The organism is Paenibacillus sp., assembly GCF_031177825.1.
In the GTDB taxonomy this organism is placed as follows: domain Bacteria; phylum Bacillota; class Bacilli; order Paenibacillales; family YIM-B00363; genus Paenibacillus_AE.
Window position 1 is genome coordinate 38,824 of record NZ_JAPSKE010000029.1, and the last position, 15,273, is coordinate 54,096.

The following is a 15,273-nucleotide window of genomic DNA, read 5'->3' on the forward strand; positions in this document are numbered from 1 at the left end:
CAAACAGATGGCAAAGAAACACTGGCTGTCGGGCTTAGCGATCGTTATGTCGGCCTCCCTCGTCGCGGGCTGCGCGGGCTCCGGCTCGGGCACGAATAACGAAGCGGCCGGTTCGACGAACAATGAGTCGACCGGCGGGACGAAAACCGAAGAGCAAGCCGAGAAGCCGCTGGAGAAAGCTACGTTCACCTACTTCGTAGGGGCGTCGGGCAAGAAAGATAGAAACACGAACGAAACGACGATCGGTAAACTCCTGGAAGATCAGACGGGCGTCAACTTCAAAATGGAATATCTCGTAGGCGATTTGAACACGAAGATCGGGACGATGATCGCCTCCAACGAATATCCGGACGTGCTCGTTCCCGATGCGGCGATCGATAAAGTAATCGACGCGGGCGGCTTTATCGATCTGACGCCCTATATCGAAAAATACGAGAACCTCAAGTTCGTCTTCGGACCTTACTTGAACCAGATGAAAGCGGCGGACGGCAACATTTACATCCTCCCGTTCTCCACGGTCGTCGGCGAATATATGCCTGACCCGAACATCAACCAAGGCGCATGGTGGGTGCAGCGCCGCGTACTGAAAGAAGCGGGCTATCCGCAAATCAAGACGATGGACGAATATTTCAAGCTGATCGAAGATTTCGTCGCGAAGCATCCGGAAGAAAATCTGACCGGCTTCCTCTCCTTGACGCACGACTGGAGATTCTTCGCCACCTCCAACCAGCCGATGCATCTGGCGGGGTACCCGAACGACGGCAACGTGCTCGTCGACATGAACACCTTCGAGGCGAAGACGTACGCGGCGAACGAGGATACGAAGCGTTGGGCGCAGAAGATGAACGAGATCAACGCGAAGGGCCTCTTCGACAAGTCTTCGTTCGTAGACAACTACGATCAATACATCGCGAAGCTGGCATCGCATAAAGTCGTCGGCTTCTTCGACTACGGCTGGCAGGTCAACAACGCGCAGCTGAACCTCAAGGACGCGGCGAAGAAAGACCCGACGCAGGACGATTTCGTCTACTTCCCGCTTCCGGTGACGTTCGACGGCGGCAAGGATCAGTACCTCGATCCGCCGGGCTTCGTGAAAAACCGCGGCGTCGGCGTGACGGTCAGCGCCAAGGATCCGGATCGCATCATGCAGTTTTTCGACACGCTGCTCGCGGAAGAAAACCAGATCATGAGAAGCTGGGGCATCAAGGGCGAGACGTACGAAGTCGACGCGAACGGCCGCTTCTACCGCACGGAGGAGCAAATCTTGAAGATCGACGAAGCGTTCCGCGAACAGTTCGGGTTCAAGTACTTCGATTGGGATTGGCCGCAATACAACACGAGCTCCACGCTCTCGGACGGCAACGCGTTGTCGCCGGGCTTGCAGCCGGAAGTGTTCCAGATGGGGCTGACGGCGGAAGACAAGACGATTCTCGAGAAGTACGGCGTGAAGACGTATTCCGAACTGTTCGCCGCTCCGGACGAGCGCCCATGGTTCCCGGCCTGGGGCATTCCGAAAGAGCAAGGATCGCCGCAGCAAATTTGGGAGACGAAAAAAGACGAGCTGACGAAGAAGTACATTCCGAAGCTGATTTTGGCGGAACCGGGCGACTTCGAAGCGGTATGGCAGGAATACCTGGGCGAATTCGGAAAGCTCGATACGGCCGGTTACGAGAAGTGGTACACGGAGCAGATCAAGGCCGTGGTCGACTCCGTAAAAAAATAGGCAGGAAAGAAGCGGAAGGCCGGCTTGCATGCCTCGCGCATAAAAGCCGGCCTTTCGTAATATCCGCCCCCGATTCGGTTCTGATAAGGAGAGAGAGGATATGGAGACGAATACACCATCGCTGCGTACCGCCAAGGCGACCCCGAAGAATCCGACGGGAATCCGGTTGTTTTTCAAGAGACTGTTTCAACAAAGAGCCCTAGTTCTCATGTCCGTCCCGTTTCTGATTTGGTTGTTCATCTTTAAGTACGTGCCCATATGGGGTTGGAGCATCGCGTTCCAAGACTTTAAACCGGCCAAGGACTTTCTGGACCAAACCTGGGTCGGCCTAGAGCATTTTCGGTTTTTGTTCCAGGAAGAAGCGTTCTACCGCGTGCTTCGCAATACGCTCGCCATGAGCGCGATCAATTTGGTCTTGGGCTTCGCCACGGCCATTACCCTGGCCATTCTATTGAACGAATTGCGGCAAATCGTGTTCAAGCGGGTCGTGCAAACGATTAGTTATTTGCCATACTTTATTTCTTGGGTCGTCGCGGCCAGCATCATCTCCACCGCATTGTCCGCGGACGGCGGCATCGTCAACGAGCTGCTCCTCCGGCTCGGCGTCATGAAAGAACCGGTCTTGTGGCTGGGCGTCGGGGAATACTTCTGGGGACTTCTCGGCGCGTCCGAGGTGTGGAAGAACGTCGGTTGGAATACAATCGTTTATTTGGCGGCCATGACGATGATCGATCCGGCGCAGTACGAGGCGGCGGAGATCGACGGAGCGGGGCGGTTCCAGCGCATCTGGAACATCACGCTTCCGGGGCTGAAGCCCGTGATCGTCATTCTGCTCATTATGAACGTTGGCAATATATTGGAGACGGGATTCGAACCGCAATATTTGCTCGGCAACGGCATGAACGTGGATTATTCCGAAAACCTGGACATCTTCGTCCTGCGGTACGGCATCTCGATGGGCAATTTCTCGCTTGCGATCGCCGCCGGCATGTTCAAGACCGTCGTCAGCTTCATCCTGTTGTTTTCGGCGAATACGATCGCCAAGCGGCTCGGCGAAGCCAGACTGTTCTAGAGGAGGGGATGGAACATGGAGAAACCCAAAAAGCTTTACGGCCGGTATCGTTCTCCGGGCGACCGCATTTTCGACTTCTGCAACGTCGTCTTCATGATCTTGCTCATGATCGTTACCTTATATCCTTTCGTCAACTCGATGGCGGTCTCGCTCAACGACGCCAAGGATTCGATCAAAGGCGGGATCTACCTGTGGCCGAGGGCGTTTACTTGGGATAATTACGAGTACGTGTTCCGCGAAGCGACCATTTTCCATGCGACCTTGATTTCGATCCTGCGCACGGTCATCGGCACGATCGTCACGGTGTTCTGTTCGGCGATGGTCGCCTACACGATCAGTAGACCGGAGTTCGTGCTCCGCAAGCTCGTGACGGTCGCGTTCGTCCTGACGATGTACTTCAACGGCGGACTGATCCCGAATTTCCTGCTCATCCGCGAGCTCGGCATGCTGAACAGCTTCTGGGTGTACGTCATTCCCGGCATCATCGGGGTGTTCAACCTGATCATTATTCGTTCCTTCATCGAAGGGCTGCCCGAGGGGATCTTGGAATCGGCCCGGATCGACGGCTCCGGCGAATTTACGACGTTCATGAAAATCGTGCTGCCGCTATCCGTCCCCGTCCTCGCGACCGTCGCGTTGTTTACGGGCGTGTGGCAGTGGAACTCTTGGTTCGACGTCTTCTTATACAACTCTTCGACGGTCGAGCTGAGTACGCTGCAATACGAGTTGATGAAAATTTTGCAAAATTCGAACGCCTCCGTGTCCTCGAGCGGGAGCGACGCCTTCGCCAGAGGGATGAACGCGGACGCCAACGTCGTGACGCCGACGTCGGTCCGCGCGACGATGACGATCGTCGCCAGCTTGCCGATCATGCTGGTGTATCCGTTCCTGCAGAAGTATTTCGTTCAAGGGATGACGTTGGGCGGCGTGAAGGGCTGATCTTGAATATCGCATCGACGCGCGCCTCTAGTAGGTGCGCGTTTTCTATTGTTGATTCGTTAATAAACAACAGCATATAATCAAAAACGATTGACTTCAATACTGTCGGGCTCGATAATAAAAGAGAATCGGGAGGATTACGCAGCGGAGGAGAATGGAAATCGTGGAATGGAACGTTGGGCAAGGGGAAGCCCGTTGGATCGAGAAGCCGGCGATCGATCATCGGAGCTGGAGTCGATATACGGTGGAAGCGGATGTCGCGGTCGAAGCCGGGGGCGCCGCGGTGCTGTTCGGCGCGAAGGACGACACCGCCTATTACGGCTGCGGCTTGGATCTATGCGGCCCTGGGGCCGCGGTGACGATCTATGCGGTCGAAGGCGGCGGCCGGGCCGAGCTGGGACGCGCGACGCTCCCGGGAGAGGAGGCGTCCGCCGTCTCGCGCGCGTCGCTTCGCATCGAGCTCGGAACGGGCGAGGTTCGCGTCTTCGCGAACGGCCGACTCGCGCTCGAAGCCGCGACGCCCGCGTTCGGTTCCGGCACGATCGGTTTCGCGACGGGCGCGGGGCAGCGAGCCGTGTTCCGCGACCTTCGCGTGCTGGCGGAGGACGGACGCGCGATGTATGTCAATCGCTTCTACGATCCGACGGTCGTGCATTTCAGCGCGGGCCGCATCGAGGGAGCGAGCGGCCTGCTGCTCGAAGGGGACGCGGTCGCGCTGCTCGAGACGCCGGCGGCGACCGATAGTCCGCTGTTCCGGAAGGCTTTCGAGCTTCCCGCCGGCGTCCCGGTGGCGAGCGCCGTCGCGCGCGTCTATGCCGTCGGCTGGTACGAGTTGCGCGTCAACGGCCGGAAAGCCGACAATCGCGTGCTGACGCCGGCCAATACGCCGTACGAGCGCCGGATGCTGTACGACGAATACGACGTGACGGACGCGCTGCGGACCGGCGGCAACGCGCTCGGCCTCTGGCTCGGCAACGGCTACAACGCCAACTATTCCCGCTGGGGCTGGAAGTGGAGGCGGAACAAGGCCGTCGTTCTGCAGCTGGACGTCGAGCTGGCCGACGGCGGCAAGCGGCGAATCGTCACGGACGAGACGTGGCGGACGACGGACAGTCCGCTGCTCGAGAACGACATCTACGACGGCGAGACGTACGACGGCCGGCTCGACCGGCCGGGCTGGGATACTTACGCTTACGCGGACGACGATTGGCTTCCCGCCGCGCCGGCCGTCCCGCCGGAAGGGACGCTCGAGCCGAATCCGCAGCCGCCGGTGCGCGCGTTCGCGGCGCTCGAGCCGGTCCGCGTCCTGCGCCCGAGGGAAGGCGTCGCCGTCTACGACTTCGGCCAGAACGTCGCCGGATGGGCGAGGGCGACGGTCGAAGGAGCGGTTGGGAGCCGCCTGACGCTCCGCTACAGCGAGCTGATCGACGCGGACGGCAACCTCGATCCGTGGACGAACCGGAACGCGAAGGCGACGGACGCGTACATCTTGAACGGCGAGGGGATCGAGACGTACGAGCCGCGGTTTACATACCACGGGTTCCGGTACGTGGAAGCGTCCGGCGACGCCCGGCCGATCGCGGTTCGCGCGGTTCCGATCCGCACGGACGTCCGGGAGACCGGGCGATTCGCCTGCTCCGACGCGCTCGTGAACCGGATCCAGAGCAATCTCCGTTGGTCGTTCCTCAACAACCTGGTCACGATCCCGACGGATTGCTGCCAGCGCGACGAACGGACGCCTTGTCTGATGGATTCGGCGGTCGTCGAGGAAGCGGCCATCCAAAACTTCGATATGCGGCACTATTATCGCAAGTGGCTCGGGGACATCGAAGACAGCGTCACCAACCCCGATTGGAGCGGGGACAAGGTGACGCTTCCTTGGCACTTGTACCGGTATTACGGAGACAAGGAGACGCTGGCGAGACAGTACCCGTCCATGCGCGGCTATGTCGACCATCTCGCGCGGCGGTGGCCGGAAGGCATCGTGACGGAAGGCTTCGGGGACTGGTGCGCGCCGAACGAGGACGGCTGGGAGTCGTATTTCCGCGAAGTGGAGATCGTCAATACGTCGCTTTACTACAGCCAGACGTCGATCGTCTCCGAAGCGGCCGCCGTCTTGGGGTTGCCGGACGAAGCGCGGCGGTACGCGGAGCTTGCGGATACGATCAAGCGCGCGTTCAACGAGGCGTTCTACAAGGGCGACGGCCGGTACGGCAACGGTACGCAAACCGCGTTGCTGATGCCGCTCGCCCTCGGCCTGACGCCGGAAGAGGCGATCGCGCCGACCGTCCGCCGACTGGCGGAGGCGATCGCCGCGAAGGACAACCGCCTGGACACGGGCATCTACGGCACCCGGTACTTGCTGGACGTGCTCGCCGACCACGGATACGTCGATTTGGCGTACGAGGTGCTCACGCAGGAGAGCTATCCGAGCTTCGGGTTCCAGATCGCTTCGGGAGCGACGACGCTGTGGGAGCAATGGAGCGAGAAAGGCGGCATGCATTCGCACGATCACGCGATGTTCGGAGGCATCGGCGTATCGTACTACACCCGTCTGGCCGGCATTCGCCCGCTTACCCCAGGGTACGATACGATTCTCATTCATCCTTGCATTCCTAGCGCGCTGGACTGGGCGGAAGCGAGCGTTGACACGCCGAAGGGTCGCATCTCCTCGGCGTGGAGGAAGGAAGAGGGGCGGCTCCGGCTCGAAGTCGACATCCCCGAGGGGACGACCGCCTGGATCGTCTTGCCAAGCGGCGCGACGAAGCGTCCCGAACACGAACGAGAGCGGGTCCCGGCGGGACCGGGGAAGCACACGTTCGAAATCGAATAGAATCGGACACTACGAAGAAGTCCGCGAGGTTCGAGCCCTCGCGGACTTCTTTTTCTTATTCTCGAAAAGAGGAAAACCTCAATCGCTTCATGGTACGGAGCGCGACGTTCATCGACCACAGCACCGCTACCATGCAGGGGATATAAATCAGCCAATACTGCCATAGAGGCAAGTAGACGCGAAGTATATCGAACCGTATCATCGCGGCGTTCGCGGCGAAGATGAGCAGCAGCGCGACCGCGTACCCTCCAAGGCTTCGAGTTCGGTAGACGACCGCCGCCAGCAGCGTCGCCTTCGCGAACCCGCACACCGCCGACATAAAAATATCGTCGTGATAGGGATCCTCGAATACGCCCGCGTGAAGCGCTCGAACGCCGGAGACACCCAGCGCGAACAGGAACGTCCCGATGGCGGACCACGCGAACATATGGAGCGTAAGGAAGACGTACGGGAATGCGCCTTGGCGCACCTTCTCGAGCCACAGGCGGGCAAGCCAGAAGAAAAAGATCAGCGCCGCGATCGTATACGGAATTTTCCACCAATGAAGCTTGTAAACTTCCAACCATCGGAACAGCCATTCGATCCCGCCGAAGCCGAGCGCCGACAAGATCCACCACCGCGCGCCGAGCCGGTAGACGGCGACGTACGCGGCGGCGACCGGCACCGCGATCAAATTCGAAACGACGGCGCCGAACGCATTGTCGTAATACGGTTTGCTCACGAGATGGGGGGAGTAGCGATAGCTTCCATAAAGCACGAAAGTAAAAAATTCCAAAAAGTAGATCATGCCCGAGAAGGCGAGCACTAGGACGAGCGGCCAAAACGCATGCTTTCGGACGAGCAGGACCGCAAGAGCGGCGACGCTGACGGCGCTTAGGGCGAGGTAAGGGATGTAATTCGGCATAGGATCCTCTCTGCTATGAATCTAATGATGACGTATCTCTATGTTCCCCATCGGAAGCGTAGAGCAAACCCGCCGGGCGGCATACCTAAAAAAAACACAAACGCGCAGCGTTGCATTCCATTGTGACCGCTTCCACGGTTCGCGTACGATAGAAACATCACGAACCGAATCTATCGACACGAACGACCCATGAGGAGGGGAGCCATGAATCCACACGCACCTACGACGCCGAACGCCTCGCGTGCCAAGCCGCCGAAACCGAAGCTTCGCGCGACAGTAAGCTTTATGTTGAAATACAAGGCGTTGTACTTGCTGGCCGTGCCGGGCGTCGTCTATTTTCTCGTCTTTAAGTACGTGCCGCTGCTCGGCTCCGTCATCGCGTTCCAGAATTACAATTTGTTCAAGGGGTTCACGGGGAGCCCTTGGGCGGGATTGACGCATTTCCAGAAAATGTTCGCGCATTACGACTTCCTCCGTATTCTGAAAAACACGATTTATCTCGGGCTGCTCGACATCGCGATCGCCTTCCCGGCGCCGATCGTTCTGGCGCTGCTGCTGAACGAAGTGCGCAGGCTCGCCTTCAAGCGGACGGTACAGACGATCATCTACGCGCCTCACTTCTTGTCGTGGGTCATTATCAGCGGCATCTTCGTCGGCATCCTGTCGCCGTCCTCCGGCTTCGTGAACACGATGTTGGGCTGGTTCGGCATCGAGCCGATTTATTTCCTCGTCGAGAACGCCTGGATCCGGCCGGTGCTCGTCGGCTCGGGCGTGTGGAGGGACGTCGGGTACGGAACGATCATCTACTTGGCGGCGTTGACGTCCATTAACCCGGAGCTGTACGAGGCGGCCGAGATGGACGGCGCGAACCGGTGGAAGCAGACGCTGGCGATCACGCTTCCGTCGCTGCTGCCCGTCATTACCGTGCTGTTCCTGCTGAAGATCGGCGACTTCCTCGACTTCGGCTTCGAACGCGTCTTCGTGTTCCAGAACTCGCTCAATCTCGAGAGCAGCGAAATTTTGGACACGTTCATCTACAAGGCGGGGCTGCAGCAGATGCAGTACAGCTACGCGACGGCGATCGGGCTGTTCAAGTCGATCGTCGGACTGACGCTGCTCGTCATCGCCAATACGCTAAGCCGCAAGGCGACCGGCGAATCGCTGTATTAAGGAGGGGACCCCATGAACGCACGAATGACCGCCGGCTATCGGACGTTTACGATATTCAACTATATCTTCTTGACCGTCGCGACGTTGAGCATGTTTTTACCGCTCCTGAACGTCATCGCGCAGTCGTTCAGCAGTCCGTTCGCGATCGATCGCGGGGATGTGCTGTTTTGGCCGGTCGAGTTCACGACGATTTATTATCAATACGTGTTCCAGGACGCCTCGATCTGGCGCGCCTTCGGCATCTCGGTATTCATTACCGTCGTCGGCACGTTCATCAACCTGGCCGCGACGTCGTCGCTCGCCTATCCGCTCTCCCGCGACGAATTCGTCGGCCGGAAGCAGCTGCTGCTGCTGATCGTCTTTACGATGATATTCACCGCGCCGCTCATTCCGGAATTCATCTTGATCCGCGAGCTGAGATTGTCGAACACGCTCTGGGCGCTTATGATTCCGACGGCGATCAGCGCGTTCAACTTGATCGTGATGCGATCGTTCTTCATGCAAATTCCGAAGGAGCTCATCGACTCCGGCCGCATCGACGGCGCCGGCGAGCTGCGCATGGCTTGGAGCATCGTGCTGCCGTTGTCGAAGCCGGTGATGGCGACGGTGGGCATTTTCTACTCGGTCATGAACTGGAACACGTATAAGAATGCGTTGTACTATATTAACGACAGGGCTTTGTACCCGCTGCAGATCAAGCTGCGCGAGATGCTCATCACCGACGACATCGTCGACACGGGGAACGATCTGTTCTCGAACCTCGCGACCGCGTCGCCGCAAGGGGTGCAGATGACGGTCATCATCGTCGCGACGGTGCCGATCGTCATGATCTACCCGTTCCTGCAGCGGTACTTCGTGAAGGGCATGATGGTCGGCTCGATCAAATCGTAGGCGCAGGCGATCGGGCGAGCGGACGCGCGGGTCACCTAAAAAAACGACAAGTCGATGCAATATCATTCCATTGTTAGAAAATTCATGCGAATCCATAATGAGGGCGTAGCGACATTAATCGAGAAGAGGGGATTCACTTGAAGAAAAGGTCATTCATCTTTCTTGTAAGCGTTCTTATGATTAGTCTCCTAGCCGCCTGCACGCAGAGCCCGGCGGCGACGCCTTCGACGGATGCGCCGTCGGCGTCGGGCGGAGCGGCTGCGGAGAAGCCGGCGGAGCCCGAAGCGCCGAAGGAGCCGACGAAGTTCTCGATCGGGATGCGGACGTTGAACGTGAAATACGTGGAAAACCACGCGAACATAAACGACGATCCGTACGTGAAGGCGCTGGAGCAATTCACGAACACGGACCTGGACATTCGTCTCATCCCGCACGCCGAATACGAGACGAAGATGGTGCAGATGTTCGCGACGAACGACTTGACGGACGTCATCCAGGCGAGCGGCGGCATCGGCGGCAAGGAGCTGGCGGGTTCGGTCGAGGCCGGCGTGTTCGTCGATCTGAAGCCGTACCTCGAGGAACACGGCAAGGCGCTGCTCGAGACGATTCCCGAAGCCGCTTGGGAACGGGTGACGGACGCCGAAGGGCACATCTACGGCATCCCGGAGTATCTCGGCAATCCGTCCCGCCGGGCGACGTGGATCCGGATGGATTTGCTCGAGAAAACCGGGCTGCCGGTGCCGAAGACGGTCGACGAATATCTCGAGGTGCTGCGCGCGTTCAAAAAGTTAGGGGTGGAAGAACCGTTCGCGGGACGGGCGGAGTTCAAATACGCGGATACGTTCTTCGGGGCGTACGACGTATTCGGTTACGGCAACGAGCTGGAGCTCGTCGACGGGAAGATGCAGCCGAAGTTCTTGGACGTCGAGAACATGCAGGCCGCTATCGGGGTGTATAAGACGATGTACGACGAAGGGCTGATGAGCAAGGAATTCGCGACGGTCAATCCGAACACGTTCAAGGCGAACATTACGTCCGGCAAGGCGGGCATGTGGAGCATGAACGCCAACGAGCTCCCGATCTGGGGCGAACAGCTCGTGAACAATGTGCCGGAGGCGAAGGTGGCGCTCATTCCGTCGCCGATCGGCCCGGACGGCAAGGGCGGGTACTCGCTGTACAGCCCGGTGACGCGCTCCTTCCTGATCACGAAGCAAGCGGAAGACAAAGTCGTGGACATCATTAAATTTTTCGAATGGCAGACGACGGAGGAAGCGAAGCTGTTTTTCAGCTACGGTCTCGAGGGCACGGACTACACGATGAACGGCAGCGTACCGGTGTATAAAGCGCCGGAGACGAACGAAGAGCTCGACAAGCAGCGTTACTTGAACTACTGGCTGTGGATGGTCCAGGACACGACGTACAACGAGCTCGTGCTCAGCCAGACGGAGGAAGGCAGGGAGTTGATCGAAATCTACGACACGATGCTGGCGAACGAAGGCCGCGACGGCTACGAGTTCAACGATCCGTTGGAAGCATGGGTGAACAATCCGGACATTAACCCATTCTCCGACCGGTACCCGCCGCTGATCAACGAGCACATTATGAAAATGGTGTTCGGCCAAGAGCCGATCGAAAATTGGCCGAAGGTCATCGAGGAGTGGCGCTCGAAGGGCGGGGACGCCTTGATCGAGGAAGCGACCAAGAAATATAACGACGGCGCGGTCGTTTATGCGCCGCAGCGTTAATTCGAATCAGACTCCCCGCGCGGTTGCGCGGGGAGCATCTTTCTTTTAAGATGAAATTCATAAGAGCTTTGTAAGCGGTTGCAACCAAACCCGCTCGGCGGAGGGAGGCGCTCTATGTACAACGTGTTGGTCGTGGACGACGAGCCGATGATTCGCAAAGGGCTGACGAAAATCTTAGAGAGCGGCGGCTTCGGGCTCGCGGACATTCGGTCGGCGGAGAACGGAGTCGAAGCGCTGGAACGGATTCGGACGTTTCCGCCCGATTTTCTGTTCACCGACATCCGGATGGCGAAGATGGACGGCTTGGAATTGTGCGGCGTCGTGTCCCGCGAATATCCGCAGATCCAGATCGTGATCGTGACGGGCTATGACGACTTCGCGTACGCTCGGCAAGGGATCGCGTGCGGCGTGAAGGAATACTTGCTTAAGCCCATCACGAAGAAGAGCATACAGGAGGTCGTCGTTCGGCTGCTCGACGCGGAGCGGAAACGCGAGCGCTCGCTTCCGTCTCTCGCGAAGTCGACGGAATGGATCGATGCGATGGAGGAAGCCGTCTGGTCGTTGTCGGAGGACGACGTCGCCCGCGGCATCGAGTCGCTGTTCGGCGAGCTTCGGGGCAAGGGGCTGTCGACGCATCAGCAGGCGACGATCGTCGCGGATCTGTGCGAGCTGCTCGCGCGGAAGCTGAACGCTCGCGACGTCTATCCGCTCGCGACGTCGTTCCGGAAGGAGAACGCCGCCGGAAGCGAGGATGCGCGGGCGCGCCTCGTCGAGTTCGCCGCTTCCGCCATGGACGCGCTGCGAACGAAGCGCAAGGGCAAAGCGAAGGATCCGATCGAAGAAGCGAAGAAGTACATCGAGCTTCACCTGTCCCGCGACTTCTCCTTGGAAGAGGTCGCCGACATGCTCGGACTGAACGCTTCGTATTTCAGTCAATTGTTCAAGCAGTCGACCGGGGAGACGTTCGCTTCGTACCGCATCCGCCGCCGCATGGAGCGGGCGAAGCGGCTGCTCGCCGAGCCGCGGCATCGGATCACGGATATCTCGTACGAGGTCGGCTACGCGGACCACCCCCACTTCACGAAGACGTTCAAGAAGATGACCGGCGATACGCCGAAACAATATAGGGAGAAGCTGGGAATCGATCATGAGGAAGAGCTTATTCGGCCAAATCTATCTGTATTTCACCGTCGTCATCCTCCTTTCGATCTTAGGCGTCGGCATCGTGTCGTACATGCAGTCGTCGCGCGCCCTGGACGATCAGGTCGAGCGGTACATCGGCCAATTGATCCGGCACTCGACGTCGCAGACCGAGTCTTATTTGCGGCGCTACGAGCTGGCGAGCGATTCGCTGCTGTCCGAGGACGCGGTGAAGCAATTCATGGAGATGGATCCCGAGGACAGCTATCGATTCTATGAATTGACCCAGACGATCCAGAAAAATTTGTTCCGCAAGACGTTCATCGCGTACCCGAGCGTTCACTCGATCACGGTCATCGGCGACCACGGCAAGGCGGTGATCGACGACAACCAAAACTGGGCGACCTACACGAATTTCGACCCCGAGCAGACGCTCGCGTACGTGAACGCCAAGGTGCCGCCGGACGGGAAGATCGCCATATTCCGCAACGACGACGAGAAGGGCCGTGGCGCGACGATCACGATCGCCCGCCGGATCGGGGGGTTCGTCTCCTATCAGCCGAAGGGCATCCTCGCCATGGAAATTAAGACCGAGCAGCTCGCGCCGCTGTGGGACATGGCGGATCTCGGACCGTCCGCGACGTTCTTCATCGCCGACGAGAGCGGACGCATCATTTACGAGCCGTCGTCGTCGACGTTGACCGACGCGGACATGGTCGCCGTCGCGTCCCGTTTGACGGGGGGGACCGAGCGGTCGGAGGTGATTCCGATCGGCGGGGAGCCGACGCTGTTCGTCGCCAGAGAGTCCGCTTACCTGAAATGGAAGATGATCGTCTCCCTCCCCGTCGACGAGCTGCGCCGGCCGGTCGATTCGATTCGAACGACGACGTGGTCCGTCGGCCTTGCGACGCTGCTCATCGCCTTGCTGCTCGCATACCGATTCGGACGGACGATCACCCGGCCGATCCGCTCCGTCATGGAAGGGATGCGCGAGACGGAAAAGGGGAATTGGAGCCGCCTCGAAGACCAGGGCCGGGACGACGAGCTCGGAGGTCTCATCCATCGCTACAACCTGATGGTCAGCCGCTTGTCGGAGATGATCGACCTCGTCTACGACGCGGAGCTGAAGCAGCAGAAGTCGGAGCTCGAGCTGCAGCGCAGCCGTTTCGAACGGCAGCAGGCCGAATTCCAAGCGCTGCAGCTGCAGATCAATCCGCACTTCCTGTACAACACTTTGGAGACGATCAACTGCTACGCCATCGTGCAGGATTCGGATGAAATTTCGGAAATCGTCGAAGCGATGGCCTTCATGCTCCGGTACTCGGTACAGACGCATCTGGAGGAAATCACGCTCGTCAACGAACTGAACCATGTGCGCAACTACATGGTCATCATGCGGCATCGACTCGGCAACGGCTTCGAGCTGGACGTCGCCGTTCCTCCGTCGCTGCTGCTGCGGCACATGGTGAGGCTCACGATGCAGCCGCTCGTCGAGAACGCGCTGCAGCACGCGTTCCGGGACGGGATGGAGCCGCATCATACCATCCGCATCGACGCGGAAGAAACCGCGGAAGAATTCCGCGTCTATGTCGAAGACAACGGCGTCGGCATGTCTCCGGGGAAGCTCGCCGCGATGCGGGCGAAGCTGGCGGACGACGGAGCGGAAGCCGAAGCGGCGGCGACGGCCGCGCTCGACCGTCCCGACGGCGGCGGCCCGGCCGCGGCCCGCACGATTTTGCGCCGCGGCGGCATCGGCATCGTCAACGTGCACCGCCGCATCCGCATGGTGTACGGCGAAGGCTACGGACTCGCCATCGACAGCGAAGAGGGGCGCGGCACTCGCTTCACGATGCGCATGCCAAGAAGGGGGTGACGGCTGTGGCCGGCCCCCTTTTTCACGTACAATCGGTATCCTTTGCTTGCAGAGACGAACCTCGTGTGAGCGTGCAAATCGGGGAGGAGTGCCTCCATTTTCGGGGCGGTGCGCCCTGAATATTGCGGGGAAGCGCCCGATTCATTGCTGCATCCGGAGATGAACCTCGCAAGAGCGAGCAATTTGGGGAGGGGCTCCTCAATTGTTGGGGCGGTATGCCCTGAAAATTGCGGAGGAACGCCCCGATCGTTGTAGCCCGAGAGCGATCCCCTCCGCCGCAGCCGCCAACTTAGAATTCTACCGATAACGTTCACCTGACCCTCTCCTCGGCGCTTTTCTAACCTGATTTCCCTTACTCAGGGTCACTGAACAGAGGAAATCACCTGAGAAAGAGGTCGGCAGGCAGGTACGGCCGGGCCGCTCGGTAGGACCTGTAGCAATAAGGGACTACGCAGCGGCTCGGCAAACTTCCTGAGGGAAGGCAATCACCTTAGAAAGGCGACGATCCCTTACATCGAATTCGTCGGCGCGGTGGTGATTTCGACCGTGCGCGTGTCGTCGTTCCAGACGACCTCGACGCCAAGCAACCCGCCGACGTCGCGCAGCGGGACGTAGACGGCGGCGTTCATGAGCAGCGGCGCGTAGGAGAGCGCCTGCTGCTTGCCGCCGACGAGCGCGAACGGGGCGCCCTCGCGAAGCGTGAAGGCGCGGTCGGCGTAGGCGACGTTCACGCCGGACGTCGCTTCGTCGTACTCGACCGCGGCGCCGACCGCTTCGAACAGCGCTCGCAGCGGCACGAACATCCGGTTGTCGATCATGATCGGGCTCGGCTCGAAGCGCTGCTCTTCTCCGTCAATCCGAAGCGCTGCTTCCGCTTTCCGTTGAATCGGCGTAAGGAACTGACCGGGCTTGCGCTGCAACTCCTTCGGCAGGTCGAAGGCGTAGAGCGTGTCCTCGGTCTGCGCGAGCAGCAGGTTGCTGAC

General features: G+C 59.5%; 11 protein-coding genes and 1 pseudogene. 10 read left to right on the forward strand and 2 right to left on the reverse strand.

Annotation, left to right across the window (positions count from 1 at the left end; genetic code table 11):
* The first annotated feature begins 7 nt into the window (after positions 1-7).
* The 4 genes from RIN49_RS23805 to RIN49_RS23820 all read left to right on the forward strand — a co-directional run bounded on the left by RIN49_RS23805 (position 8) and on the right by RIN49_RS23820 (position 6,567).
* Complete coding sequence (locus tag RIN49_RS23805; RefSeq protein ID WP_309122645.1) at positions 8-1,723, forward strand: type 2 periplasmic-binding domain-containing protein; 1,716 nt, start codon at positions 8-10, stop codon at positions 1,721-1,723.
* Between the two features lie 100 nt (positions 1,724-1,823).
* Entirely contained in the window at positions 1,824-2,795 is a 972-nt protein-coding gene (locus RIN49_RS23810; protein ID WP_309122646.1) for an ABC transporter permease, read from the forward strand.
* 15 nt (positions 2,796-2,810) lie between these two features.
* On the forward strand, positions 2,811-3,734 hold the full coding sequence (locus tag RIN49_RS23815) for a carbohydrate ABC transporter permease (protein ID WP_309122647.1): 924 nt from the start codon (positions 2,811-2,813) through the stop codon (positions 3,732-3,734).
* Between the two features lie 163 nt (positions 3,735-3,897).
* Positions 3,898-6,567, forward strand: coding sequence for a family 78 glycoside hydrolase catalytic domain (locus RIN49_RS23820; RefSeq protein ID WP_309122648.1), 2,670 nt, complete (start codon positions 3,898-3,900; stop codon positions 6,565-6,567).
* 55 nt (positions 6,568-6,622) lie between these two features.
* Here the strand turns inward: RIN49_RS23820 and RIN49_RS23825 are convergent, their stop codons facing one another.
* Positions 6,623-7,471: a hypothetical protein gene (locus tag RIN49_RS23825; protein WP_309122649.1), complete on the reverse strand. Its 849-nt coding sequence runs from the start codon at positions 7,469-7,471 to the stop codon at positions 6,623-6,625.
* Between the two features lie 204 nt (positions 7,472-7,675).
* Here RIN49_RS23825 and RIN49_RS23830 point away from each other — a divergent pair, with 204 nt between their 5' ends.
* The 6 genes and pseudogenes from RIN49_RS23830 (at position 7,676) to RIN49_RS28940 (ending at position 14,290) form a co-directional block, all read left to right on the forward strand.
* Entirely contained in the window at positions 7,676-8,641 is a 966-nt protein-coding gene (locus RIN49_RS23830) for an ABC transporter permease (RefSeq protein ID WP_309122650.1), read from the forward strand.
* Between the two features lie 12 nt (positions 8,642-8,653).
* The gene (locus tag RIN49_RS23835; protein ID WP_309122651.1) at positions 8,654-9,532 is read left to right on the forward strand and encodes a carbohydrate ABC transporter permease; all 879 of its coding nucleotides are present in this window, start codon (positions 8,654-8,656) and stop codon (positions 9,530-9,532) included.
* A 137-nt stretch (positions 9,533-9,669) separates the two neighbouring features.
* The gene (locus RIN49_RS23840) at positions 9,670-11,277 is read left to right on the forward strand and encodes a type 2 periplasmic-binding domain-containing protein (protein WP_309122652.1); all 1,608 of its coding nucleotides are present in this window, start codon (positions 9,670-9,672) and stop codon (positions 11,275-11,277) included.
* A gap of 114 nt (positions 11,278-11,391) precedes the next feature.
* Positions 11,392-12,696, forward strand: coding sequence for a response regulator (locus tag RIN49_RS23845; RefSeq protein ID WP_483874282.1), 1,305 nt, complete (start codon positions 11,392-11,394; stop codon positions 12,694-12,696).
* Positions 12,590-13,498: pseudogene (locus RIN49_RS28935) on the forward strand (cache domain-containing protein); the annotation flags it as partial. The gene RIN49_RS23845 and the pseudogene RIN49_RS28935, both read left to right, overlap by 107 nt.
* A gap of 15 nt (positions 13,499-13,513) precedes the next feature.
* Positions 13,514-14,290, forward strand: a complete 777-nt coding sequence (locus RIN49_RS28940; RefSeq protein ID WP_483874283.1) for a sensor histidine kinase — start codon at positions 13,514-13,516, stop codon at positions 14,288-14,290.
* Positions 14,291-14,799: 509 nt separating this feature from the next.
* On the opposite strand, the gene RIN49_RS23855 is transcribed toward RIN49_RS28940, so the two are convergent.
* On the reverse strand, positions 14,800-15,273 hold a 474-nt coding region (locus tag RIN49_RS23855; RefSeq protein WP_309122654.1), incomplete at its 5' end, for a copper amine oxidase N-terminal domain-containing protein.

Coding starts and splice junctions, on each gene's coding strand:
- RIN49_RS23805 (WP_309122645.1), top strand. CDS start 8: ATGGCAAAGAAACACTGGCTGTCGGGCTTAGCGATCGTTATGTCGGCC.
- RIN49_RS23810 (WP_309122646.1), top strand. CDS start 1,824: ATGGAGACGAATACACCATCGCTGCGTACCGCCAAGGCGACCCCGAAG.
- RIN49_RS23815 (WP_309122647.1), top strand. CDS start 2,811: ATGGAGAAACCCAAAAAGCTTTACGGCCGGTATCGTTCTCCGGGCGAC.
- RIN49_RS23825 (WP_309122649.1), bottom strand. CDS start 7,471: ATGCCGAATTACATCCCTTACCTCGCCCTAAGCGCCGTCAGCGTCGCC.
- RIN49_RS23830 (WP_309122650.1), top strand. CDS start 7,676: ATGAATCCACACGCACCTACGACGCCGAACGCCTCGCGTGCCAAGCCG.
- RIN49_RS23835 (WP_309122651.1), top strand. CDS start 8,654: ATGAACGCACGAATGACCGCCGGCTATCGGACGTTTACGATATTCAAC.
- RIN49_RS23845 (WP_483874282.1), top strand. CDS start 11,392: ATGTACAACGTGTTGGTCGTGGACGACGAGCCGATGATTCGCAAAGGG.
- RIN49_RS28940 (WP_483874283.1), top strand. CDS start 13,514: ATGATCGACCTCGTCTACGACGCGGAGCTGAAGCAGCAGAAGTCGGAG.